The 21,516-nt window shown below is 64.7% G+C and carries 22 protein-coding genes; 12 read left to right on the plus strand and 10 right to left on the minus strand.

The features are described from left to right. The first annotated feature begins 11 nt into the window (after positions 1-11). Positions 12-575, plus strand: a complete 564-nt coding sequence (locus QNO03_RS08400; RefSeq protein WP_289602944.1) for a dihydrofolate reductase family protein — start codon at positions 12-14, stop codon at positions 573-575. 20 nt (positions 576-595) lie between these two features. On the opposite strand, the gene QNO03_RS08405 is transcribed toward QNO03_RS08400, so the two are convergent. The 3 genes from QNO03_RS08405 to QNO03_RS08415 form a co-directional block, all read right to left on the minus strand. Further along, positions 596-2,185 (minus strand): putative bifunctional diguanylate cyclase/phosphodiesterase, encoded by a 1,590-nt coding sequence (locus QNO03_RS08405; protein WP_289602945.1) that lies wholly within the window; start codon positions 2,183-2,185, stop codon positions 596-598. Then, positions 2,161-2,502: a DUF7793 family protein gene (locus QNO03_RS08410; RefSeq protein WP_289602946.1), complete on the minus strand. Its 342-nt coding sequence runs from the start codon at positions 2,500-2,502 to the stop codon at positions 2,161-2,163. The genes QNO03_RS08405 and QNO03_RS08410 overlap by 25 nt, the downstream gene beginning before the upstream one ends. 283 nt (positions 2,503-2,785) lie before the next feature. Continuing rightward, on the minus strand, positions 2,786-3,817 hold the full coding sequence (locus tag QNO03_RS08415; RefSeq protein ID WP_289602947.1) for a hypothetical protein: 1,032 nt from the start codon (positions 3,815-3,817) through the stop codon (positions 2,786-2,788). A 232-nt stretch (positions 3,818-4,049) separates the two neighbouring features. On the opposite strand from QNO03_RS08415, the gene QNO03_RS08420 reads away from it, so the two are divergent. From QNO03_RS08420 to QNO03_RS08435, 4 genes are all read left to right on the plus strand, one after another. Continuing rightward, positions 4,050-4,211 carry a hypothetical protein gene (locus QNO03_RS08420; RefSeq protein WP_289602948.1) on the plus strand — a complete coding sequence of 54 codons (162 nt, stop codon included), beginning with the start codon at positions 4,050-4,052 and terminating at the stop codon, positions 4,209-4,211. Positions 4,212-4,346: 135 nt separating this feature from the next. After that, positions 4,347-5,021: a deoxyribose-phosphate aldolase gene (deoC, locus tag QNO03_RS08425; protein ID WP_289602949.1), complete on the plus strand. Its 675-nt coding sequence runs from the start codon at positions 4,347-4,349 to the stop codon at positions 5,019-5,021. Positions 5,022-5,060: 39 nt separating this feature from the next. After that, entirely contained in the window at positions 5,061-5,312 is a 252-nt protein-coding gene (locus QNO03_RS08430; protein ID WP_229949840.1) for a hypothetical protein, read from the plus strand. A gap of 151 nt (positions 5,313-5,463) precedes the next feature. Continuing rightward, the gene (locus tag QNO03_RS08435) at positions 5,464-5,601 is read left to right on the plus strand and encodes a hypothetical protein (RefSeq protein WP_229949839.1); all 138 of its coding nucleotides are present in this window, start codon (positions 5,464-5,466) and stop codon (positions 5,599-5,601) included. 9 nt (positions 5,602-5,610) lie between these two features. Here the strand turns inward: QNO03_RS08435 and mfd are convergent, their stop codons facing one another. Further along, a complete protein-coding gene (mfd, locus tag QNO03_RS08440) occupies positions 5,611-9,210 on the minus strand; it encodes a transcription-repair coupling factor (RefSeq protein ID WP_289602950.1) in 3,600 nt (1,199 codons plus the stop codon). A 280-nt stretch (positions 9,211-9,490) separates the two neighbouring features. Here mfd and QNO03_RS08445 point away from each other — a divergent pair, with 280 nt between their 5' ends. The 4 genes from QNO03_RS08445 to nhaA all read left to right on the plus strand — a co-directional run bounded on the left by QNO03_RS08445 (position 9,491) and on the right by nhaA (position 12,554). Continuing rightward, positions 9,491-10,168 (plus strand): hypothetical protein, encoded by a 678-nt coding sequence (locus QNO03_RS08445; protein ID WP_289602951.1) that lies wholly within the window; start codon positions 9,491-9,493, stop codon positions 10,166-10,168. A gap of 125 nt (positions 10,169-10,293) precedes the next feature. Then, complete coding sequence (locus QNO03_RS08450; protein ID WP_289602952.1) at positions 10,294-10,797, plus strand: DUF2505 domain-containing protein; 504 nt, start codon at positions 10,294-10,296, stop codon at positions 10,795-10,797. A gap of 3 nt (positions 10,798-10,800) precedes the next feature. After that, positions 10,801-11,022, plus strand: coding sequence for an SCO4848 family membrane protein (locus tag QNO03_RS08455; RefSeq protein WP_289602953.1), 222 nt, complete (start codon positions 10,801-10,803; stop codon positions 11,020-11,022). A 167-nt stretch (positions 11,023-11,189) separates the two neighbouring features. After that, positions 11,190-12,554 (plus strand): Na+/H+ antiporter NhaA, encoded by a 1,365-nt coding sequence (gene nhaA / locus QNO03_RS08460; protein ID WP_289602954.1) that lies wholly within the window; start codon positions 11,190-11,192, stop codon positions 12,552-12,554. Here nhaA and QNO03_RS08465 read toward each other — a convergent pair. From QNO03_RS08465 to QNO03_RS08485, 5 genes are all read right to left on the minus strand, one after another. Beyond that, the gene (locus QNO03_RS08465; RefSeq protein WP_289602955.1) at positions 12,551-13,141 is read right to left on the minus strand and encodes a hypothetical protein; all 591 of its coding nucleotides are present in this window, start codon (positions 13,139-13,141) and stop codon (positions 12,551-12,553) included. The genes nhaA and QNO03_RS08465 overlap by 4 nt on opposite strands. Beyond that, complete coding sequence (locus QNO03_RS08470) at positions 13,138-14,079, minus strand: hypothetical protein (RefSeq protein WP_289602956.1); 942 nt, start codon at positions 14,077-14,079, stop codon at positions 13,138-13,140. Before QNO03_RS08470 ends, QNO03_RS08465 begins: the two co-directional genes overlap by 4 nt. Next, entirely contained in the window at positions 14,079-14,840 is a 762-nt protein-coding gene (locus QNO03_RS08475) for a signal peptidase I (RefSeq protein WP_289602957.1), read from the minus strand. Before QNO03_RS08475 ends, QNO03_RS08470 begins: the two co-directional genes overlap by 1 nt. Before the next feature lie 14 nt (positions 14,841-14,854). Next, the gene (locus QNO03_RS08480; RefSeq protein ID WP_289602958.1) at positions 14,855-15,403 is read right to left on the minus strand and encodes a hypothetical protein; all 549 of its coding nucleotides are present in this window, start codon (positions 15,401-15,403) and stop codon (positions 14,855-14,857) included. Positions 15,404-15,488: 85 nt separating this feature from the next. After that, on the minus strand, positions 15,489-15,995 hold the full coding sequence (locus tag QNO03_RS08485; RefSeq protein WP_289602959.1) for an alternate-type signal peptide domain-containing protein: 507 nt from the start codon (positions 15,993-15,995) through the stop codon (positions 15,489-15,491). Positions 15,996-16,606: 611 nt separating this feature from the next. Here QNO03_RS08485 and QNO03_RS08490 point away from each other — a divergent pair. Together QNO03_RS08490 and QNO03_RS08495 are read left to right on the plus strand one after the other, a co-directional pair. After that, positions 16,607-16,981, plus strand: a complete 375-nt coding sequence (locus tag QNO03_RS08490; RefSeq protein ID WP_229949817.1) for an Hpt domain-containing protein — start codon at positions 16,607-16,609, stop codon at positions 16,979-16,981. Between the two features lie 101 nt (positions 16,982-17,082). Next, the gene (locus QNO03_RS08495; RefSeq protein WP_289602960.1) at positions 17,083-18,759 is read left to right on the plus strand and encodes a sensor histidine kinase; all 1,677 of its coding nucleotides are present in this window, start codon (positions 17,083-17,085) and stop codon (positions 18,757-18,759) included. A gap of 96 nt (positions 18,760-18,855) precedes the next feature. On the opposite strand, the gene QNO03_RS08500 is transcribed toward QNO03_RS08495, so the two are convergent. Beyond that, positions 18,856-19,680 (minus strand): response regulator transcription factor, encoded by an 825-nt coding sequence (locus tag QNO03_RS08500; RefSeq protein WP_289602961.1) that lies wholly within the window; start codon positions 19,678-19,680, stop codon positions 18,856-18,858. Positions 19,681-19,872: 192 nt separating this feature from the next. Between QNO03_RS08500 and QNO03_RS08505 the strand changes: the two genes are divergently transcribed. Further along, positions 19,873-21,468 carry a sensor histidine kinase gene (locus QNO03_RS08505; RefSeq protein WP_289602962.1) on the plus strand — a complete coding sequence of 532 codons (1,596 nt, stop codon included), beginning with the start codon at positions 19,873-19,875 and terminating at the stop codon, positions 21,466-21,468. Positions 21,469-21,516: the final 48 nt, after the last annotated feature.

The raw sequence follows: 21,516 nt of genomic DNA on the forward strand, positions 1-21,516 counted from the left end.
GGGAGGCCGGCATGGGACGGCTGATCTACACCAGCATCACTTCGCTCGACGGGTACGTAGCGGATGAGGCCGGATCCTTTGACTGGAGCATGCCCGATGAAGAGGTGCATAGCTTCGTCAACGGACTCGACCGCAGCATCGGTACGTATCTGCTCGGGCGGCAGCTGTACGAGGTGATGACGTACTGGGATTCAGTGCCGGCCGAAGGCGAGCCCCCTGCCATCCTGGAATACGCCCGGATCTGGCAGGCGGCGGACAAGGTGGTCTTTTCCCGGTCCCTCTCCGAAGTCACCGCGCCGCGCACCCGGCTGGAGCGGGAATTCGCTCCCGCTGCCGTGCGGGCCCTGGTCGAGGCGTCCGACGGCGACGTGTCCGTGGGCGGTGCGAACCTCGCCGGCCAGGCACTGAAAGCGGGACTGGTCGACGAGCTGCAGCAGCTGCTCTCACCCGTGGTCATTGGCGGCGGGAAGCGGTTCCTGCCGGACGGGCTCCGTCTGGAGCTCGAGCTGCTGGAGGAGAGACGGTTTGGCAACGGGGTCGTGTTCCTGCGCTACCGGGTCCTGAAAGGGTCCTGAACCAGGTCCGCCGGAGCGGATCAGGCCAGCAGTTCGGTGGCCAGCGGCAGACGGCTGCCGCTGGCCAGGAGCGTCCCCACCTGATCAGCCGTCAGGGGCCGGCTGAAGAAGTACCCCTGCCCGCTGGAGCAGCCCATCCGGCGCAGGAGCCCCGCCTGGTTGCGTGTTTCGATGCCTTCGAAAACCGCTTCCATCCCGGCGGCCTGAATCAGCCGATGGACTGCGTCGACAAACTGCAGCTGGCCCTCGTCACGGCTGATATCGGCAATCAGGGCCCGGTCCACCTTGACCGTGTCCACCGGCAGCCTGCGCAGATAACTGATGGATGAATAGCCCGTACCGAAGTCGTCGATTTCCAGGCGGACGCCCAGAGCCTTGAGTGACCTCATGGAGTAGGTCTCCACGTCCCCGCCGCCAACAAAGGCGCTCTCCGTGATCTCGAGGACCAGATCCTGCGGCGCCGCACCCGTGTCCCGCAGGGCAGCCCGGACATAGTCCACCAGGTCCATGTTCTGCAGCTCGGACGGCGAAACATTCACACGGACGTGGAATCCCTCCTGGCTCCGCCCTTCCGCACGCCAGGCTGCCAGCTGCTCCAGTGCGGACCGCAGCACCCAGCGCCCGATACGCAGGATGGCACCGCTTTCCTCGGCCATCGGAATGAAGGCATCCGGCATGGTCAGCCCCTGCGTCGGGTGCTCCCAGCGGAGCAGGACCTCAACGCCCTGCATCCGGCCGGTCACCAGGTCAACCACCGGCTGGTACGCCAGACGGAACTCGTCCCGGTCCACGGCGTTCCGCAGTTCAGAAACCATCTCCCGGCGCAGTTGGCGGGCATAGAGCATCACAGGTTCGAAGGACCTGATCAGCCCCGGGCCTTCCTCCTTCGCCACGTACATTGCCGTATCGGCATACAGCAGCAGGTCTTCCGCGGATTGCCCTGCCTGGGCCACATGGGCACCGATGCTTGCCCGGGGCCAGACATCCAGTTCCTCCACGAGAATCCGGACTCCGAGGGAGGCCTGGATCGCTTCGGCAACGCCATGTGCGGAGGGCCGCCCGACGGCGGGGAGCAGCACGGCGAATTCGTCGCCGCCCAGCCGCGCCACGAGGCTTCCCTCCGGGACGGATGCGAGCATCCGGGAGGCGACTTCCTGCAGCACCAGGTCACCTGCCCGGTGCCCGAAACTGTCATTGATTTCCTTGAAACCGTCCAAATCAATCATCAGGACGCCGGGCGCCGCCGCTCCGCCGGCCATGTCCTCGAGGGACAGCTCCACCTGCTGCATCAGGGCTATCCGGTTCCCCAGCCCCGTGAGCGGATCCGACAAGGCCATCCGCTCCATTTGCCGGTGTGCTTCCCGCAGTTCCAGCGTGCGGGACTCCACCCGGTGTTCCATGTCCTGGTAGACGTCGTCCAGTTCGGCTGCCAGGAGGTTGATACCGGTGCTGACGGCGTCGATCTGGTCCCGGGTCGGCGAGATGGGGATGCGGGCCGTCAGGTTTCCGGCCGCGATACTGACAATGCCCTCGACGATCCGGTCCAGGCGGGGATCCGACGTTACATCCTGACCGTGCTCCAGTGTCACGCGCTGTACCGCTTCAGCCATCTAAGCGCCGCATCTTCCGAGGAGAAGTACCGTGTGGGACACGGCTGGACCTCTCCCCCGAGCAGGAAATTGGCTATCACCCGATCCACCGGGGAGATCCCCAGCACGGCGACGGCGGTAAGGGACCGCGCGGCGCTGAAGACATCCCGGGCGCTGCGGGAAATAGACTCGACCCCGGAGAGGGTCAGGAGCATTGGCAGGCTGTGCAGGGAAGCCAGGCGGTCGATTTCCTCGGCTGCTTGGGCAGCCATGGACCCGGTAACCACCTCTCCGGGTGGGAGCACCAGCACCAGGTGGCCCTCATCAGCCAGGCTCACCTGGACCGTCCCAAGAGGTGGCGGGCACTGCAGCCCCTGTCCGGGAGACGTACGTGCGTTTCCCGGTGTGACGGTGGACGGTTCTGCGCCGCTGCGGTCCGCGGTGTCGTGTCTTGCCATAGCTTCCCCCAAGTCGCCGCGCAGGACCTCAATGCAGCGGATCTGCTTCACCGTACCGAAGGGCCACAGCATGACCGCCCCGGATCGGTACCTAAGTCTGTATTGTGCGCCTTCGATGCTTAAATATCGAGTTCCCCACTCCGAAACCATTTTTCATGGCACATCATGACGTCGGCGCCTCCTGAAGGACTGCAACAAACGCCCGGGACTCGGACGCAAACACGTCGGCACCGACCTCGATGAAGATGCCTTCGCTCTGTCTGGCACTTCTCAGGGCCTCGCCGGTGCGCCCCAGGGCGTGGAAGCAGCGTGCCAATAACAGCAGCACCCGCGCTTGAAGGAAGGGATAGGGACCAGCAAGCTCCTTGTCCAGTGGACGCAGCAGCTCTTCCGCGGTGGATGGATTCCCGGACGCAAGTTCCCACCAGGCACGTGTGATCCGGACTTCGTACAGATCGATTTCCTTACCTCCGGCGACAGCAAAGGCCACCTCGGCCCGCTCTACGAACTCTGCCGTTTCCGGCCCGGTAAGCCCCGCCGTCAAGCGCATGTGCGCGGTTGCCTTGTTGAATTGGGCCCAGAGATTGACGTTGTCCAAGCGTGACAGGTTTTCCATTGCCAGGCTTTGGTACGCCAGTCCTTCATCCAGCCGGGCGGACATAAACGCCACGTTCCCGATGGTCCACTGTGCAACTCCGAGATCGTAGTAGCTGGTTTCCCCCTCCAGCATGCCGGCAAGATTCATGGCCTCGGCCCATGCCGCCTCAGTATCGCCATCCTCAGCAAGCGCAGCGACCAACGCGTGCTGAACACTTCGGCGTGCATCCAGCGACAGGTCGTCCGCCGGAATGCGTGAGGCTTCCCTCGCGACTTTGAGCGCATCGTGCATTTGACCGTCATTATGGAAAATGCGCGACAAGAGCACTCGGGTGCGGGACTCGAAGTCGGCATACTGCTTTATCGCGTCGGAATTCAGCAGCCTTCTGCAGGTTGCAATGGCATCCTGAATCAGCCCGAGGTCAAATTGGAGCTGACCCGTTTGAAACTCCATGCGACAAAGGCCTAAAGCGTCCCCGCTTTTCCGTGCGGCTTCTGCTGCGGACCGCGAATGACTTATGGCGGCCCGGTAATCCCGTTGCTGCTGCGATTGCATGGCACGGTATTCGTTCAAGACGAACGCTGTATTGCTATCCACGTGTCAGGCACCTTCTCACGGTATTCATCCAGAGGGATTCGGGCTTATGGGAGCTGCCACCGGTTCCTTCCAGCAAACGCCGCCCGGCTCCAGAATCACTAAACCTAACACCACCGCAGGTTCCCCGCAGGATTGCCGCACCAGCAACAGAATCAATATTTTCTCAGCTTGACGTGTGGCTATACTCCAAGTGTCTGAATTCCTCAGTCCTACATCTTCCTAGGAGCAGAACATGAAAAAGCTTGGTGCAGCAATGCTGCTGACCGCTGTCATCACCGGGGCCGGTGTGGCGGCACCGGCGTCGGCCGCATCTGTTTCCGCGGCAGCCTCGGAAAAAGTAACCGTGAAAACGAACGTTGTTTCCATTTTCGGAATGTGGCCCACGCGGGACTAACAGCGTCACCGCAAAGACCCGGCCGAAGAACATAAGGCGGCCGGGTCTTTGCTATGGCACTAACCGCGGTACTTCTCCGGCGCCGGCAGTGATCCCGGCCACGCGCCTCAACTCCGCTATGGCAAGATAGAACCCATGTCTACACCCATTGCCTCGTATATTGATCACACGCTCCTCAAACCCGAGGCCAGCCGCGACGACATCCTCCGGGTCTGCTCCGAAGCCGCTGAATACCAGTTCAAGTCCGTCTGCGTAAACCCGCTCTGGGTCGGCACCGTCCACAATGCCCTGAAGGGCAGCGGAGTGCTCACCTGCTCGGTCATTGGCTTCCCGCTGGGCGCCACCACCACCGAAGTGAAGGTCTTCGAAGCCCAGGGGGCGCTTCAGGACGGTGCGGATGAAATCGACATGGTCATTGACATCGCAGCCGCCCGCCGCGGCGACCGGATTGCCCTGGTCAGGGACATCGCCGCAGTGGCCGACGCCGTCCACGCTGCCGGTGGCATCCTCAAGGTCATCATCGAAACCTCGCTGCTCAATGAAGAGCAGAAGGTTCTGGCCTGCGAAGCCTCCGTCGAAGCCGGCGCTGATTTCGTGAAGACCTCCACCGGATTCAACGGCGGCGGAGCGACGGCCGACGACGTCGCGCTGATGCGCCGTACGGTCGGCCCGGACCTCGGAGTCAAGGCTTCCGGCGGTGTCCGTTCCCTCGAAGACGCACAGGCAATGATCGATGCAGGAGCCACGCGTATCGGAGCGAGCTCGGGAATCGCTATTGTTAATGGAAGCAAAGCCACGTCGGACTACTGACCGGCATAGCTACTGACACTTTTTGAAACGGAGAACTTCATGGTTGGAACACGGTCAAAGCAGCCTTCACACTCGGGCGAGGGCCATCTGGTCAGCAACGTCCTCATCTTCGCCGTGATGTTCGCCATCTTCCTTGGCGCCATCTACGCGGTTAACTGGCTGACCCTGGACAATGTCTGGCCCATGGCAGTCCTGCTGATTGCTGCGACCGGCATGTACCTCGTGGCATTCAGCATCGGCCGTTCCGACACCACCACGGAGCTCGCCAAGGGTTACTCGCACAACGAGTAGGCCCGGCCGTTCACAGGCCAGTTGCTCTAAACACTGATGCACCCCAGCCTTCGGGCTCGGGTGCATCAGTGTTTAACTGAGTAGTGGCTGCGGACAGGCAGGTGTCTCCTACTCTTAGCGCCTCTGCCGGCCGGTCCCTAGATTCGGCTTCATGACTACCACCATGACCCGTAGGGAATGGCGCCGGGACCGGGCCCGGCAGCAGCGGATTCTCCTCATTGGCTACGCGGTACTCGCCTCGTGTGTCGTGGCTGCCGCAGCTGTCTTCGTTATAGCGGTGACAGGCTAGCCAGCCGCCTTACTCCTTGAACACGGCGTCAAGCACCTGCTTGGCCCAGGCCAGGATTTCGGCGTCCACCAGATCCCGGCCGCCTATCCTGGCTGTCTTCGGCTTGGGCACCAGCACGGCGTTCAACGCGGGCTTCACCAGTGCGCCGGGGTACATGCGCTGCAGCCGCATGGTGCGCGATTCGGGCAGGTCCGCCGGAGCAAACTTGATGAAGTTCCCCTGGAGCGCAACGTCGGTCAGCCCGGCGGCGCGTGCGTCCACCCGGAAACGGGCGACGTCGATCAGGTTCTTCACTTCCTGCGGCGGCTCGCCGTAGCGGTCCACCAGCTCGGCCAGGACTTCGTCGATGGCCTCGTTGGTCAGTGCCGAGGCCAGCTTGCGGTAGGCCTCCAGCCGCAGCCTCTCCCCCGGCACGTATTCGTGCGGCAGATGGGCATTAACCGGCAGCTCGATCTTCATTTCCGCGGCCTTCTCCTCGGCCTCGCCGCGGTAATCCGCCACGGCTTCGCCGACCAGCCGGATGTACAGGTCAAAGCCGACGCCGGCAATGTGGCCGGACTGCTCCCCACCCAGCAGGTTTCCTGCGCCGCGGATTTCCAGGTCCTTCATGGCAAGCTGCATACCCGCACCCAGTTCGTTGTGGGTCGCCACGGCCTTCAGCCGCTCGAGTGCGACCTCGCCCAGCGGTTTCTCCGACGGGTACAGGAAGTAGGCGTAGGCCCGCTCACGGCCACGGCCCACGCGGCCGCGCAGCTGGTGCAGCTGCGACAGGCCGAAGTGGTCCGCCCGGTCAACTATCAAGGTGTTGGCGTTGGAGATATCAAGGCCGGTTTCGATGATGGTGGTACACACGAGCACATCGAAACGCTTCTCCCAGAAATCCACGATGATCTGCTCGAGCTTGGACTCACTCATCTGGCCGTGGGCGACGGCGATGCGTGCCTCCGGAACCAACTCGCGCAGGTGCGCGGCGGTGCGGTCGATGGACGAAACCCGGTTGTGGACGAAGAACACCTGGCCTTCGCGCATCAGCTCACGGCGGATCGCGGCGGAAGCCTGCTTGTCCGTGTACGGACCCACGTAGGTCAGCACCGGGTGCCGTTCCTCGGGCGGGGTGGCCAGCGTGGAGGTCTCGCGGATCCCGGTCAGGGACATCTCCAGGGTCCGCGGAATTGGGGTGGCGCTCATGGCCAGCACGTCCACGTTGGTGCGCATCTTCTTCAGCGCTTCCTTGTGTTCAACACCGAAGCGCTGTTCCTCATCCACGATCACCAGGCCCAGATCCTTGAACTGGACCTCCTGGGACAACAGGCGGTGTGTGCCGATGACGACGTCAACCGAGCCGGCCTTGACGTCCTCAATGGTGGCCTTGGCCTGCTTGGCCGTCTGGAAGCGGGAAAGGGAATCCACGCGGACGGGGAAACCGGAGAAGCGTTCGGCGAAGGTTTCCATATGCTGCTGGGCCAGCAGTGTGGTGGGCACCAGAACCGCCACCTGCTTGCCGTCCTGCACGGCCTTGAATGCAGCCCGTACCGCGATTTCGGTCTTGCCGTAGCCCACGTCGCCCGAAACGAGCCGGTCCATGGGCACTTCCCGTTCCATGTCCGCCTTGACCTCGTTGATGGTGGTCAGCTGGTCCGGGGTCTCGACATAGGGGAAGGCTTCCTCAAGTTCACGCTGCCAGGGGGTGTCCGGGCCGAAGGCATGGCCCTTGGACGCCATCCGCGCGGAATAGAGCCGGATCAGCTCGCCCGCAATTTCCTTGACCGCCTTGCGCGCCCGGCTCTTGGTTTTGGCCCAGTCGGAGCCGCCCATCTTTGACAGCACAGGGGTTTCCCCGCCCACGTACCGGGTGATCTGGTCCAGTTGGTCGGTGGGAACAAAGAGCCGGTCCCCCGGCGCACCCCGTTTGGAGGACGCGTATTCGAGCACCATGTACTCGCGCACCGTCTTGTTGGTGCCGGCGCCGGTGGCGCGCTGGATCAGCTCGATGAACTTACCCACGCCGTGCTGCTCGTGCACCACGAAGTCGCCCTCCTGCAGCTGCAGCGGGTCGACGGCGTTGCGCCGCTTCGAGGGCATCTTGCGCATGTCGCGGGTGGAGTAGGTGCTGGCGCGGCCGAGCAGGTCAGCCTCGGTCAGCAGGCCGGTCTTGAGGCTGTCGAAGACATACCCGCGGCCGGCGCTGGCGGTGGTGATGGAGATGACGCCGGGACGCGGTTCCTCGTCCACGGAATCGACCAGGGAGACGGGGATGTCGTTTTCCCGGAACAGTTCGGCCAGGCGGGCGGCCGGGCCGGGGCCTTCAGTCACCACCACCACGCGCCAGGCGTCCCGGACGCGGCCGCCGATGAAGTCCATCATTTCCGCGACGTCGCCGCGGTACCCGCGGGGTTCGCGCGCGTTGATGGTCAGGGTGTCGATATCGAGGACGGTTTCGTCATCGGGGTTGAAGGACGTGATGGACCACCAGGCGACTTCGTTGGCGTGCGCAGCCGTGCGGGTGTCCGCCAGGGAGCGGAAGCTGGCGGCGTCGAGGTCCGCTGCGAGCCCGGCCGAAAGATCCAGGGGTGCGGCGCCGCCGTCGGACGCCGTCGCCCATGCCGCTGCCAGGAACTCCTCGTTCGTGGCAGCCAGGTCGTGGGCCCGGGCACGTACTTTTTCCGGCTCGATGACCACGGCGATGGATCCCCGGGGCAGCTCGCCCATCAGCGGAACCATGGAATCCACGAGAACGGGAGCCAGGGATTCCATGCCTTCCACGGCAATCCCGCCGGCGATCTTCTCCAGCATGTCCGCAGCTGCGGGCATCTGGTCCTTGAGCTTGGCGGCACGGCTCATCACCGACGGCGTGATCAGGATTTCCCGGCACGGCGGGGCGTACAGCTCGGAGGGATGGGTGACGTGCTCCCCGGTGAGGGTCCGCTGGTCAGCGACCGCGAACCAGCGCATGGAATCCACCTCGTCACCGAAGAAATCGATGCGGATGGGGTGGTCCTCGGTGGGCGGGAAAACATCGAGGATGCCGCCGCGGACGGCGAACTCGCCGCGGTGGGAAACCATATCCACCCGTGCGTAGGCGGCCTCTGCCAGCGCCTGCACCACGGAGTCGAAAGGCTGTTCCTGGCCGACCTTCAGGGCCACCGGCTTCAGTTCGCCGAGCCCGGCCACCAGGGGCTGGACCACGGCACGCACGGGGGCAACCACTATCTGGACCGGCGCGGTTTCCGGATGAACCAGCCGGCGGAGCACGGACAGGCGCCGTCCCACGGTATCCGAGCGTGGAGAAAGGCGCTCGTGCGGCAGGGTCTCCCAGCTGGGGAATTCCTCAATACCGGCCAGCGGCAGGTAGCTGCGCAGCGCAGCCGCCAGGTCCTCGGCCTCGCGGCCCGTTGCCGTGACGGCCAGCACCACCGGAGGGACGCCGTCGCCGGCCCCGGCCGCCGCAATCCCGTCCACGACTTCCGCCAGCAAGGCAGCGCGCATGCCCTGCGGCGCTCCGATCTGAAGATCTTCACTGCGGCCTGCGGGTGGCCGGGAGGAAAGGGTCCGCACCCTTGCGTACGAGGGGTCCTCAGCGAGGGCGGCACGCAGTCCGTTCAGGCTCATGGGGTGGTTTCTCCTTCATGACGGCAACGCAAATACCCGAAGTTCACAAACGGAACCCCGGGGTTTTCTTCAACATTACCCGCTGCCGGCCCGGTGGTATGGCGCTGCCGCTGAGAGCGGAAAACAGGCCACGCGCCTCCGTCCCGGCCAGCTGAACCGCCCAGCCGCCGTGGATCTGGATTTTCGCTGGAGCGCCTGCCACGCTGGAAGGGCACGGGCATAACCGGACAGCAATTCCCCTTTCTTCAGTCTCGCCTTTGACCGACGTAAGGACTGCCCCATGGCTCGCAACGCGACCCTTCTGGCCACCGGATTTGCCGTACTCGCGCTCACCTTTGCCGGCTGCGCCGGCAACCCCGACGGCGACGGCTACAACGATCCCGAGGGTGGTTCCACCTCCACCGGCACGGAGTCCGCTTCCGGCCCGTCGTCCTGCGCCACCATCTCCCCGAACAGCCCCGGCGAAGAAAACTGCCAGGCGGCCGGCATTCCGGGCCGCACCTCCAACCCCGACCGGTGCGGAAGGTTCACCGCCTCCCCCACTCCGGGCGGCATCCTTGAAGGAACGTTTGGGCCGTATTGCGATGACGCCGTCGCGACCACCTACAACACGGCATTGATCCCTGACGAGTCCGTTGCCATCGTGACTGTCGGGGAAACCCCGGAGGACACTACCGTGCAGCTGCAGGCGCAGAGCTTCGCGGCGAATACGACGTTCAGTGCCCGGCTGCACCGGGATGACTGCGGCGAGGACCCGGCCGATGCGGGCCCGGAGTATCAGGGCCCGCAGGGTGGCCTGGTCCTGGACTTCACGACCGACGCCGCCGGCACCGCCACCGCAGGAACGACGGTGCCGTGGACGCTGCCGGACGACGGCGCCGAGTCCCTCCTCATCCTCGACGCAGGACCGGGCGGCGCAGCCGGGAACCCGGTGGGCTGCATCAACCTGGAACCCTAGCCCGGGCACCCGGAGGTCCGGGCAGTTTCGGGGCAGCGAAAGGTCCGGTTTAGGATGAGGGTTGGCCGGTCGGCGGGCTTGCAGTCCCGCGGATTCCGGCTTCCCGCCCACCTTACGGAGGACCCATGGCCCTGAACGCATCAACCATCCTGCCCTACGACGTACGCACCGTGACGGACACATTCGCCGATGAAGGTTTCCTGCGCAGCATCAGCGAGCACGTCGGCGGCTCCCTGGTGTCCGCTTCCGTAGACGGTGACACTGCGGGAGCCTTCGTCCTCACCGCTGTGCGGACCATGCCGACGGACCGGCTGCCGGACATGGTGAAGAAGTTCGTTGGCGCCACCCTGACGGTCACCCAGAAGGAACAGTGGGCCGCCCCTGCCGCAGACGGATCCCGGGAAGCCGAAGTGGAACTCTCCGTGGGCGGGGTGCCGCTGAAGGTCAACGCCGTACAGCGCCTTATCAGCACCCCCGAGGGCACCCGCGTCGACGTCGACGGCAAGGTGGCTTCCTCCATCCCGTTCCTTGGCGACAAGATCGCGAAGGCGGCCGAGCCGATGATCGGCAAGGCACTGACCATCCAGGCGGGCCAGGCCGGCAAGTGGATTGAAAGCCGGCAGCACTAACCCATGGACCTCCCTACTCCCCTTGCACTGGTCCTGGTTATCGCCGGCCTCTGGTCCCTCCTCATGTGGCCGCCCTATCTGCGGGACGTCTTGAGGTCCCCGCAGGCACGGGACACCAACGGGGCACCCACCCGTTACATGACGATGAACCTGATGAAGATCAGCACGGCCATGGTCTTCGCACTGGCCACCCTCGTGATCGGGGTCCGCGGCCTCATCGGCTGAGTTCCGTTTGTCACGCGCCCCGGCAGGTTTCCTGCCGGGGCGCTTCATTGCCCGGTGCGGCGTGCGTCACGCGCTGGCGCCCTGAGCCGGTTAGACTGGTACATGGTGCGCCGGGAAGTCTGGTCGGCAATAAGTTTGCCGTACCCGAATTCGTTAGGATCCATCCCATGGCCTCAGACCCCTCTTCCCCCAAGCCAACCGGCGCGCGCACCATCCTGGGCAGGCGCAGCTACGGTGAAACGCTCCGCATTGGCGAGATCCTCCGTAAGGAAACCGTGGGCGGGATCCTGCTGCTGATTGCGACCGTCGCCGCATTGGTCTGGGCCAACTCCCCGGCGGCAGACACCTATTTCGCCGTACGTGATTTCGAAATCGGCTACGAACCGTGGCACCTGAAGTTGAGCATCGGCACCTGGGCGGCTGACGGGCTGCTGGCCATCTTCTTCTTCCTGGTCGGCCTGGAGCTGAAAAAGGAATTCATTGCGGGGGACCTGAGAGACCTCAGGCAGGCGATCGTTCCCATCGCGGCCGCCGCGGGCGGCGTCGTCGTCCCCGCCCTGGTCTATGTAGCCGTCAACGTGATTGCCGGTTCGGACGGCCTGCGGGGCTGGGCTATCCCCACCGCCACCGACATCGCCTTCGCCCTGGCCGTGCTCGCTGTGATCAGTTCGCACCTGCCCAGCGCACTGCGGATCTTCCTGCTGACCCTCGCCGTGGTGGATGACCTCATCGCGATCGCCATCATTGCCTTCTTCTACTCCGAAGACGTGCACCTGAGCTACCTGCTCTGGATGCTGCTGCCGCTGGCCGCGTTCACGTTCCTGGTCCAGCGCGTCCCCCGCTTCTTCGGCTCCCGCGCCTGGCCCGCCTGGGTGTTCCTGCTGCCCCTCGGTATCGCCACGTGGGCACTGATGCATGCATCCGGTGTCCACGCCACCGTGGCCGGGGTGTTGCTGGGCTTTGCGGTGCCCGTGCTGCGCCGCGGGCCGGACCGGCAGAAACTGCCCGCCGACCCGGAGCGCCCGGGCCTCTCGGAAATCTTCGAGCACCGCTTCCGGCCTGTCTCGACCGGCTTCGCCGTGCCTATCTTCGCCTTCTTTTCCGCCGGTGTTGCCCTCGGCGGATGGAGTGGGGTAAGTGCGGCCGTCACAGACCCGGTGGCGGTCGGGATCATCCTGGGCCTGGTGGTAGGCAAACCCATCGGCATCCTGCTCACCACCTGGGCTGTCACTACAGGGACGCGGGCCAAACTGGACCCGGACGTCCGCTGGGTGGACCTGGCCGGGATAGGCATCCTCGGCGGTATCGGCTTCACCGTGTCCCTGCTGGTCAACGATTTGAGTTTTGACGTCGGGTCACTGCACAACGACGATGCCAAGGTGGGCATCCTGATGGCTTCGGTCCTCGCCGCCCTGCTGGCCTCGGTCCTGCTGACCGCCCGCAACCGGCGGTACCGTCTCATCGAGGCCCGGGAGCGGGTTGACGCTGACTCGGATGGGATCCCTGACGTGTACGAAGGCCGGGACGACTAGCCGGCGCAGGGATAGTTGCCGGCCCCCGCCACCAGCGACCAGTAGGACATCTGGAGCGTGGACGCTTCCGACGCGGCCAGAATGTCGGAGGCGGCGATGGCCGTGGCTGCCGGAACGGCTTTGTTCACGGTGGCGGTCCGCAGGGTTACGGTCAGCGGCACCATTTTGCTGGTCCCGAGCGCCGATGCCAGGCCGGACAGATATACGGGTTTCACCTCCGTCGTGGTCAGCGGAAGTGCATAGGTCTTGCTGGTCGAACCCACGGCGAAGGTGAGCACGTAGACCACATCAGAATCAACGTCGGCAACGGTCTTCCAGGAAAGCTCATTCGTGCCCCAGGGGTTGCAATGAAGCGGGCCGGGCGTCCGGACCTTCGCCGTCGGGAGGACCGTGATGGTCGCCGTCGTGGACTGGCTCCAGTAGGCGTACGCGGCAGTCCCGCCCAGGCCAAGGAGCACAGTCACGATAAACGCGGCCGCAGCGGTGCGTAACCCCGGCTGGGGACGCAGCCGCGCTGCCGGTCCGGACCGCGTGTCCTGTCCAGCTTCGGCGCTCTCCGCAGCCCCCTGCTGCGATTTCCTGCTCATCGGCTCCTGCTTCGTAGTCGGATTCCCGCGGTGGCGAAGAAGGCCACCGAAAGTGCTATCAGGAGCGTACCCGACAGGGAACGGATCACGGGTTCCACCGTGCTCTCGAACGACGCCGGCGATGACTCTTCCAAACGTCCGGCGGCCACGGGCGGAACGTTGGTGTTGAAGGCGGCGTCCCTGTCCTCCTCGCCGGGGGCCGCCGGTGCGGCAGGGAATCCGGCAAGGGCTGCCGCGCCTCCGTCACCGGCTGGTGCCAGGCCCGGCACCGTCCCGGATCCCGGCCGCGGCGCAGGTGCCGGCCGGCCGGTAGTCCGGGCGTCGTTGCCGGGGGCGTTGCCTGCCGCCACTCCGGTGTCCGACGGCGGCACGGAAGCGTCGAGAATCCCCAGTGCTTCGCAGGCGCTGGGACCGGTACCTGCGATGTCCGTGGACTGCAGGTAAAACACGACGTCGAACCGGGCGCTGCGGCCCATGGCCGCGTTCGGAGCGTCCGGCGACAGGCCGGCAGTGAGCTGGATGCGGACGGCGTCCCCGGCCCCCAGCACCCATCCCTGATAAACGTCGCTGCACATCCCGTTGGAGCCCAGGACTGCCGGCGGCCCGCCCACGGCACCGGCGGATGCGCTCACACTGAGCATGCCCACGAGCTCCGGATCCATCCCGGCGCTGACGGCACCGGCCGAAAGATAAGCCGCATCGGCACCGTCATTGCGGATCCAGACGCTTCCGCCGGTGGATCCACCGGGGACCAACCGGGCGCTTTCGGCGAAGACGGGGCCGTCGAGGGTGGGGCTGTACGTGCTGCCGTCAGGGCTGAAGGTGAGGTAGCTGCCGGCGGCAACGGCCGCAGGGGAACCGGCAAACGTGATGGCTGCGGCGGCAAAGCCCACCGCGCCGGCGGTGAGCCACTGCTTCGCCCGTCCAGGGAAGGGCATCAGACAGCGACGGGCTTCCGGCGGCTGTGGATGTGCGGGTGTGCACTGTCATGGTTGCAGTGCTCGCACTCTTCCAGGTGGGGATCGTCATGGCCGAAGGGATCCTGCATGGGGACGCTGGCACGGGGAGCCTGCACCGGGGCCGCGCCGCCGTCGGTGAGGTCATTGCCGGGGTTTCCGTTGTCGGCTTCAGCCGGCCCGGAGTCGCCTTCTCCACGTTTCTTGGCCAGGGCACCGCGGACCATGGTGACGATGCCGTAGCCGAGCAGCGCTACCGCGCCCCACTGGATGGCCTCGCCCCGGTCCGAGTTGCCCAGGGCGTTGGCGGCAAAACCAATAAAGGGGACGGCGTAGAGGAGCTTGCCGCGGACCTGGACCTCGCGTACCGGCTCGGGGTCGACAATGGCATTGTTGTCACCCTTGGTGAACAGGGTCCGTTCCCCGTCCTGGGCGGTGCCAATGGAATTGATCCGGTGGGTGATGACTGCAGAGCTGCCGGACTCGATCTGGTAGGTGATCACGTCGCCGGTGCGCAGTTCCTCGAACGGTGTGGGTTTGACCACCAGGAAGGTGCCCGGAGCGTAGTGCGGTGCCATGGAGCTGGTCAGGACGCTGAAGGTCTGCGAACCGGTCACCAGCGGAATGACTATCAGGACCAGGGCAACCAGAGCCGTGGCACACAGGGCCAGGTAGCTCAAACCGGCTCCGATGAAACGCAGCGGGCTGGCGGGCTTCTCTGCTGTCCTGCGGCCACTCGACATGGTTTTCCTATCCGTCACTTAGCTGCCGGCGCGAGCTGCGCCACGCTGAGGTTTACCGGGATGTTGACCGGCTGTCCGAGCTGGTTCGCCGGGGTATTGCTGTTCAGCGAAACCTTGAAGCAAATGGTCTGGGTGGTTCCCGTAGCCAGGACCGGAAGAACAGGGGCGCCCGCTTTGTAGGCAAGGTTTTCGGGGCAGGCGGCCGATCCCGGGAGAACCGTGGTGGCTACCGTCAGGTTCCCGTTCAGCATGCTGGCGGCCGGGGGAAGCGATACCGACGGCTGCAGGACCAACGGGGACTGCGCGGTGACGTTGACCGTGTTGGTCACCCGCACGGCGGTGTAGGCCGCCGTTCCGCGGTTCAATCCGCCGGCGTTAAGCGCCAGGGCCGGGGTGGAGGCCATGTTGGCTTCATTCACCAGGACAGTGAAGTCAGCTGCCTGGACGGTGCCGGCGTTCTGGGGAACCATAACGTTCCACAGTGCGTAGCTCCCCTGGACCGTCATGAGCCCCAGTACGACAGCGGCCAGGATCAACCCGGCTGCTTTCAGTAGGCTCTTCACGGATTCTTCCTCCAGGGGAACAGGTTGTGCGCGGTGCGTAGGCGCCGCGCACAACCAGGGTTAGAACAAGGGGGTGGGGCGGGTGTTACTTGGCGACCTGCGTCAGGATGTAGTTGACCTTCGAGAGGTCCAGGGTCGCGCCCATGTCCTGCTGACCCGTGGTGTTCGGGTTGAAGGTGAAGACGGCCTTCGCGGTGATCTCGCTGGTGGTGGTCAGGAAGTCCTTCGCGGGATCGAACTTCTGGCCGCCCTTCGTGTAGGTCACCACGGGATACGCGCTGCCCTTGAAGCTGTTGGCCGCGACGGGGTCCAGGCTCAGCTGGGCCTTCATCTGGTTACCCTCGAGGGTAACGTCGACGTTCTGGGTGAAGGTGAGCTGCTCGCCCGGTACAACCTTGTACGAGGCAATGTCGATCACGCCGGCGGCGTTGGTCCAGACACCCGGCTCGGCTGCGACATCCAGGCTGCCGGCCTGGATGATTCCCGCATCGGCGGTTGCCTTGTCATTCCAGACGGCGAGCGTTCCGCCGCCGCCGAGCAGCATTGCCGAGCCGAGACCGATTGCCAGTGCGCCTTTAGCCATCTTGTTCATCTTGTTCCCCTTGTTCGAAAGTCTTGGGCCAGGAAGTTCTTCCTGCCGTTGGCTTCCACTTTCCCCGGCCGTCCTCAAGAATCGCGGCGCCCTTCACACAGGGTTGGAGAAACATTCCGCAAAACCTCAACTGCTGCGCAAGACAACCGCAATGTCCCCTCAACCGGGTCCCACGAACCGGAGTCAACCAGCGAAACGCACCTCCTGCATGGCCGGAATGCAGTGCCGGGGGCAGTCGACGTCGACGGACCGGTCCTGGTGCGGGCATCCACCGGAACGTTGGGGAGGGATGCCGCCCGGCGTTCGGCGGAGCCCGCCGGAACGCTTTAAAGGGCGCACTAAACCGCGCACTAAATATTGCCTCGATCTTGAGTGTCGCGGGCACTCCATCCTGAGGTTTTAGTGCCACTGTGGGACGTGTCGCAGGAAGTTTCCCTGCCAGGACAGTTTCACGACCATCGACGAGCCCCACACTCGAAGGAAATTTTTTTGTACCTCTCTTTCCCGCGGGACCAGCGGACCGGGACACCGGTCCAGCCGCTGGCCGTCACCGGTTGCCGGCTCCGGCCCGGCCCGGCCGCCTCCCGCCACCACCATCAGGGAAGTGCCGCATGATGCATCGCGGCGGACAGCCCCGGCTGATTGCCCTGGGCACCCTCCTGGACCTCAGTGAGCAGATGGGCGCACGTACGTGCCGGCAGTACATCGGGAATTACCTCTCCATGTGGGACGGACGGTTCACCCGCCTCGTGCAGGCTGTGGAACACCAGGACTTCGATGCTGCGATGGACGTAGTCCTGAGCATCAAGATTTCCAGCCACATGGCAGGGGCCGAACGCCTGTCTGCCCTGGCCAGCCAGGCGCAGGATCTGGTGGCCGCTTATGACCTGGCCGGACTAAGGAATATGGTCCAGACGATTGACCGCTGCGGCACCGAGACCATGTCTTTTCTCTCGGCTTCCCTGGATGTGGAAGTGTCCCGGTAAGGGACCGTCCTTCCGGCGGGTCCGCACCGGACCGGCACGGTCATTTGACACCTGTACCACCGGTATCGTTAGACCCTGTTGTGCTTACAAGGGGGTCACGCATGTCGCGGTTGTCGCAGTCGACGCTGGGGTTTTTCGGCATAAGCTCGCAATTCCATGAACTGCCGCTGCGTTTCCGGACAGCGCTGAGCCAGGCACCGCTGGTCATCGTTGTGGGGGTGATCAGCGCCGTCGCTGCCTGGCAGTTGCCGGAGGTCTTCGAACGGCAGGAATTCGTTGCGGGACTCATCATGCTGGTGCTCGTTACCGCCGCGTGCATCGCTATTCCATGGAACCGCCTCTGGTACCCGTCGTATTGGATCATTCCACTGCTCGACTTCGTCGCCATCGCCATGCTGCACCATGGCAGCACTGGCATCCTTACCGGCCTGAGCCTTCTCCACGTTTTCCCGGTCTTCTGGATGTCGTGGTCCCGGGTCTCCCCCGTAGCCGCCCGGGCACTGAGTCTTTTCTGCCCCTTGCTGTCGGTTTGGCATCCGTTCATCCTGGGCGGTTCCGGGCCCTTCGACGGAGCGGATCTTGCCGCCCCGCTGCTCGTTCCACTGGTGAGCTTCGGCGTCGCGGTCACTGTCTCAGTGCTCCGGGAAGATATCCGCTCCCAGCGCGAAACCCTGGAGAACAAGGACCGGCTCCTTGAAGCTGCGCTGGCGGAGAGCAAGCGGCGGTCCCAGCAGCTCGACGGAGTGCTGAACGCGATCGACGTCGGCGTCCTCCTGGTGGACGAGGACGGTCTGCCCCGGCACATGAACAGCCGTCAACGGCTCCTCCAGGAGCGTGCCCTGCCGGCCGGGACGGTGGACCCGCATGAACGCGACCTGCTCCTCTACACCCTTGACCGCACCACTCCGGTTCCCGATGACCAGCGTCCCGTTGCACGCGCCCTGCAAGGCTCGGACTTCCGCGACGTCCAGTTGTGGCTGGGCCCTCCCGGCGCGCAGGTGGCCCTCAACACTTCCGGGGCCGTACTCCGCACCGACGACGGCGGCTTCAATGGCGCGGTCCTCGTTTTCTCCGACGTGACCGCCCTTGTCGGAGCGCTGGCAGCCAAGGACGATTTTGTTGCCAGCGTCTCGCACGAGCTCCGCACCCCATTGACGTCGATCATGGGTTATCTGGAGCTCGCGCTGGACGAAGCCGAGGACAGCCAGCTGCAGGGCGGGATCCCAGGATCCCTGCGGATTGCACTGCGGAACAGCGAGCGGTTGCTTCGCCTGGTGTCGGACCTCCTCACCGCAGCCTCGGGCACAGTCCATTTGGAGACCCGCCCTGTGTGCCTCGCTGAACTCATCCGCAGCAGTCTCGGCACAGCAGAGACAAAGGCCCGGGAGGCCGGCGTCGTACTGGTCGACGACACCCCCGCCGACCTGCCGCTGACCGCGGATCCGCACCGCATCACCCAGGTACTGGACAACCTGCTTTCCAACGCCGTCAAATACTCCCCCGACGGCGGCACGGTTACGGTAAGTGCCTGGCGTGAAGGCGGCAGCGCGGTGTTCCGTGTGGCGGATACCGGTATGGGCATGTCCGCCGACGATGTGGAGGATGTCTTTGAGAAGTTCTTCCGGGCCGGCACGGTGCGGCTGGCGGGCATCCCCGGAGTAGGACTCGGGATGGCGATCACCAAGGATATTGTCGAAGCGCACGGCGGCAGCATCCGGGTGGAAAGCGCCCAGGGACGCGGCACCGCCTTTACCGTCGAACTGCCGGCCGGCGCATAGGCGCCGGGCCGCGTATGGCCGGCGTTTAGGCCCGGCCGGCGTTTAGGCCCGGGCACGGGCGGCGGGGTTCCGGGTCAGGGACCCGGAACCGCGCCATCAAACCTGCGGTGCCAGACGGTAGCCGACGCCGCGTACGGTCTCGAGCCAGCGCGGCGACTTCGAATCGTCGCCAAGTTTGCGGCGGAGGTTACCCACATGCACTTCCACGGTCCGCTCATCCGCATCGCTGATGAAGGAGCCCGTGTCATATTCCTCGCCGCGCAGCCGCCGGACCAAATCCGTCTTGGTCCGTACCAGCCGGCCTCCCTCCAGAAGGGCATGCAGCAGGTCGAATTCGGTGCGGGTCAGTTCCACGCCCTCACCGTTAATCTCGGTGGTCCGGGTGCCCGGGTCCAGGGTCAGGCCGTTGTGGGCGAACGTCCCCGGAGCGGCCGGGACCACCTGCGCGGACACGGGGGCTGATGCCGTGAGGGTTGCCACCGGCGCCCCTTCGGGAGCGGAAGCAGCAGTACCGCCGGAATCGGGGATGTCTGACGCTGCACCGGATTCCCCGCGCGGGCGGCGGAGCATGGCCGAGATCCGTGCGCGGAGCTCCCGCGGCCGGAAAGGCTTGGTGATGTAGTCGTCTGCTCCGGCTTCGAGTCCCATCAGGGTATCGAGCTCCTCGGCGCGGGCGGTGAGCATCACGATGTACGCGTCGCTGAACTGCCGCAGCTGCCGAATCACCTCGAACCCGTCAATGTCGGGGAGGCCCAGATCCAGGGTGACGACCGTGGGATTATGCAGCCGCACGGTTTCGACGCCTTCCGAGCCGTTCGGTGCAGTGAAGACCTTAAAACCGGACTGCTGCAGAACTGCATATAGAAGATCCCGGATATCTGCGTCGTCTTCGATGATGACGGCTACGCGCTGTATTTCCATGCCTGTATTTTTTCCTGTCCCGCGGACGTTCTGATTGTCCGCACCCCTTGCACCGTATCTTACAGGAGCACCCCTATAATCTGAGCTACCACTATAGGAATCCGGGGGTTCCAATTTTATATGTCCAGTCTCCAAGACCGTGCGGCTGCCATGATGGGGATCAAATCGCAGTTTAATGAACTAAGTCTTCGATTGAGACTGCTGATAAGCCAGCTCCCACTCGTGATTTCGGTTGCCGTAGCGCTGCCGATTACTGCCGTCGTCGCCCCCGCCGTTTTCGGCAGCCGCAGTTTTCAATTAGGCCTGGTACTTCTTGCCATCTTGACTGCGGCCTGCGTGGCGGTGCCGTGGGAGCGGTATTCCCCGCTGGCTTATTGGATTATCCCTGTGCTGGATTTCGCTGTGGTGGGCGGCCTTTACCATGACGGCAGAAACTCCGTAATCGGGCTGAGTTTCCTGGCCGTCTTCCCTGTTTTCTGGATGGCCTGGTCCGGTGCGGCCCCACGTGCGGCCTGGATACTCAGCTATGTCTGCACCACGCTGGTGCTGTGGGCCCCGATTTTCAGCCAGGGATCACCCGAGCTGGTAGAACTGGCCGCTCCGCTGCTTATTCCGTTCGTCATGATGGGCATCGCCATAGTGGTCTCGACGGTGGAGAACGATACATCCGTTCAACGTGCACGGCTCACCGCGGCCGAGGCGCAGCTGCAGGGCAGTCTGCAGGAAACACGGCTGCGCTCCCAGCTGCTTGATGGAGTGCTGGAGACGGTGGACGTTGGCGTTATGGCCATCGACGCCAAGGGGCAGACCATCCTCATGAACAGCCGGCAACGGGCCAACCATGCCCTCGCCATCGCGGATGGCGTACCCATCCATGGCGAGGACGCCCTCATTTTCGATCTGGACCAGGTCACGCCCCTGGCGCCGGCCCAACGCCCGGCCCAGCGGGCACTGCGTGAAGAGTCCTTTTCCGATGTCATCATGTGGGTCGGGCCGGCCAACCACCAGCGCGCTCTGGCCGTCTGTTCCCGGGCGCTGCGGGACAACGGGGAGTTTGCCGGCTCGGTGCTGGCCTACAGCGACGTGACCGACATGGTGAACGCACTCAATGCCAAGGAAGACTTCGTCTCCAGCGTGTCGCACGAGCTCAGGACACCCCTGACGTCGATCATCGGCTACCTCGACCTGGTCCTGGATGACCCGGAGATGGACGGGGTCCCCGGCCACCTCCACAGCGCGCTGCGGGTTGCCCAGCGCAATGCCGAACGCCTGCTGCTGCTGGTTGCCGATCTGCTGACCACCGCTTCAGGGACCATGCACCTGCACCGCCGGAAAACGGACGTCGCCGAACTCGTCCGTGCCAGCCTGGATACCGTGAGGCCCCGGGCTTCGGTCATTGGAGTCACCGTGGACTGTGACTGTGAACCGACGCTGGAAGCAGAGGTTGATCCGGACCGGATTTCCCAGGTGCTCGATAACCTCCTCTCCAACGCCGTCAAATACTCTCCCGACGGCGGCTCGGTCACCGTACGTTCCCGCCGGGAGGGCGGACACGTAGTCCTGGAGGTCCAGGACACCGGCATCGGTATGAGTGAGGAGGACCAGCGGGATGTGTTCACTAAGTTTTTCCGGACAGGCCAGGTAAAGAAGGCCGCCATCCCCGGCGTCGGCCTGGGACTGGTCATTACGAAGTCCATTGTCGAGGCACACGGGGGCCGCATCTCCTTCACCTCAGAGCTCGGTGCCGGAAGCACCTTCCGTGTGGTCCTGCCGGTCGAAGTCCCCTGATACCGCCTGTCCTGCGCGCAGGATAAGGTTGTTGCGGCCCGAAAAACC

The organism is Arthrobacter sp. zg-Y877, assembly GCF_030373105.1.
GTDB lineage: Bacteria > Actinomycetota > Actinomycetes > Actinomycetales > Micrococcaceae > Arthrobacter_B.

Excerpts from the sequence above, each read along its gene's own strand:
- QNO03_RS08445 (WP_289602951.1), top strand. The coding sequence starts at position 9,491 with ATGGCTCGCAACGCGACCCTTCTGGCCACCGGATTTGCCGTACTCGCG.
- QNO03_RS08430 (WP_229949840.1), top strand. The coding sequence starts at position 5,061 with ATGGTTGGAACACGGTCAAAGCAGCCTTCACACTCGGGCGAGGGCCAT.
- QNO03_RS08475 (WP_289602957.1), bottom strand. The coding sequence starts at position 14,840 with ATGTCGAGTGGCCGCAGGACAGCAGAGAAGCCCGCCAGCCCGCTGCGT.
- QNO03_RS08500 (WP_289602961.1), bottom strand. The coding sequence starts at position 19,680 with ATGGAAATACAGCGCGTAGCCGTCATCATCGAAGACGACGCAGATATC.
- deoC (WP_289602949.1), top strand. The coding sequence starts at position 4,347 with ATGTCTACACCCATTGCCTCGTATATTGATCACACGCTCCTCAAACCC.
- QNO03_RS08485 (WP_289602959.1), bottom strand. The coding sequence starts at position 15,995 with ATGAACAAGATGGCTAAAGGCGCACTGGCAATCGGTCTCGGCTCGGCA.
- QNO03_RS08450 (WP_289602952.1), top strand. The coding sequence starts at position 10,294 with ATGGCCCTGAACGCATCAACCATCCTGCCCTACGACGTACGCACCGTG.
- QNO03_RS08435 (WP_229949839.1), top strand. The coding sequence starts at position 5,464 with ATGACTACCACCATGACCCGTAGGGAATGGCGCCGGGACCGGGCCCGG.
- nhaA (WP_289602954.1), top strand. The coding sequence starts at position 11,190 with ATGGCCTCAGACCCCTCTTCCCCCAAGCCAACCGGCGCGCGCACCATC.
- QNO03_RS08465 (WP_289602955.1), bottom strand. The coding sequence starts at position 13,141 with ATGAGCAGGAAATCGCAGCAGGGGGCTGCGGAGAGCGCCGAAGCTGGA.
- QNO03_RS08490 (WP_229949817.1), top strand. The coding sequence starts at position 16,607 with ATGATGCATCGCGGCGGACAGCCCCGGCTGATTGCCCTGGGCACCCTC.
- QNO03_RS08495 (WP_289602960.1), top strand. The coding sequence starts at position 17,083 with ATGTCGCGGTTGTCGCAGTCGACGCTGGGGTTTTTCGGCATAAGCTCG.
- QNO03_RS08470 (WP_289602956.1), bottom strand. The coding sequence starts at position 14,079 with ATGCCCTTCCCTGGACGGGCGAAGCAGTGGCTCACCGCCGGCGCGGTG.
- QNO03_RS08455 (WP_289602953.1), top strand. The coding sequence starts at position 10,801 with ATGGACCTCCCTACTCCCCTTGCACTGGTCCTGGTTATCGCCGGCCTC.
- QNO03_RS08400 (WP_289602944.1), top strand. The coding sequence starts at position 12 with ATGGGACGGCTGATCTACACCAGCATCACTTCGCTCGACGGGTACGTA.
- mfd (WP_289602950.1), bottom strand. The coding sequence starts at position 9,210 with ATGAGCCTGAACGGACTGCGTGCCGCCCTCGCTGAGGACCCCTCGTAC.
- QNO03_RS08405 (WP_289602945.1), bottom strand. The coding sequence starts at position 2,185 with ATGGCTGAAGCGGTACAGCGCGTGACACTGGAGCACGGTCAGGATGTA.
- QNO03_RS08420 (WP_289602948.1), top strand. The coding sequence starts at position 4,050 with ATGAAAAAGCTTGGTGCAGCAATGCTGCTGACCGCTGTCATCACCGGG.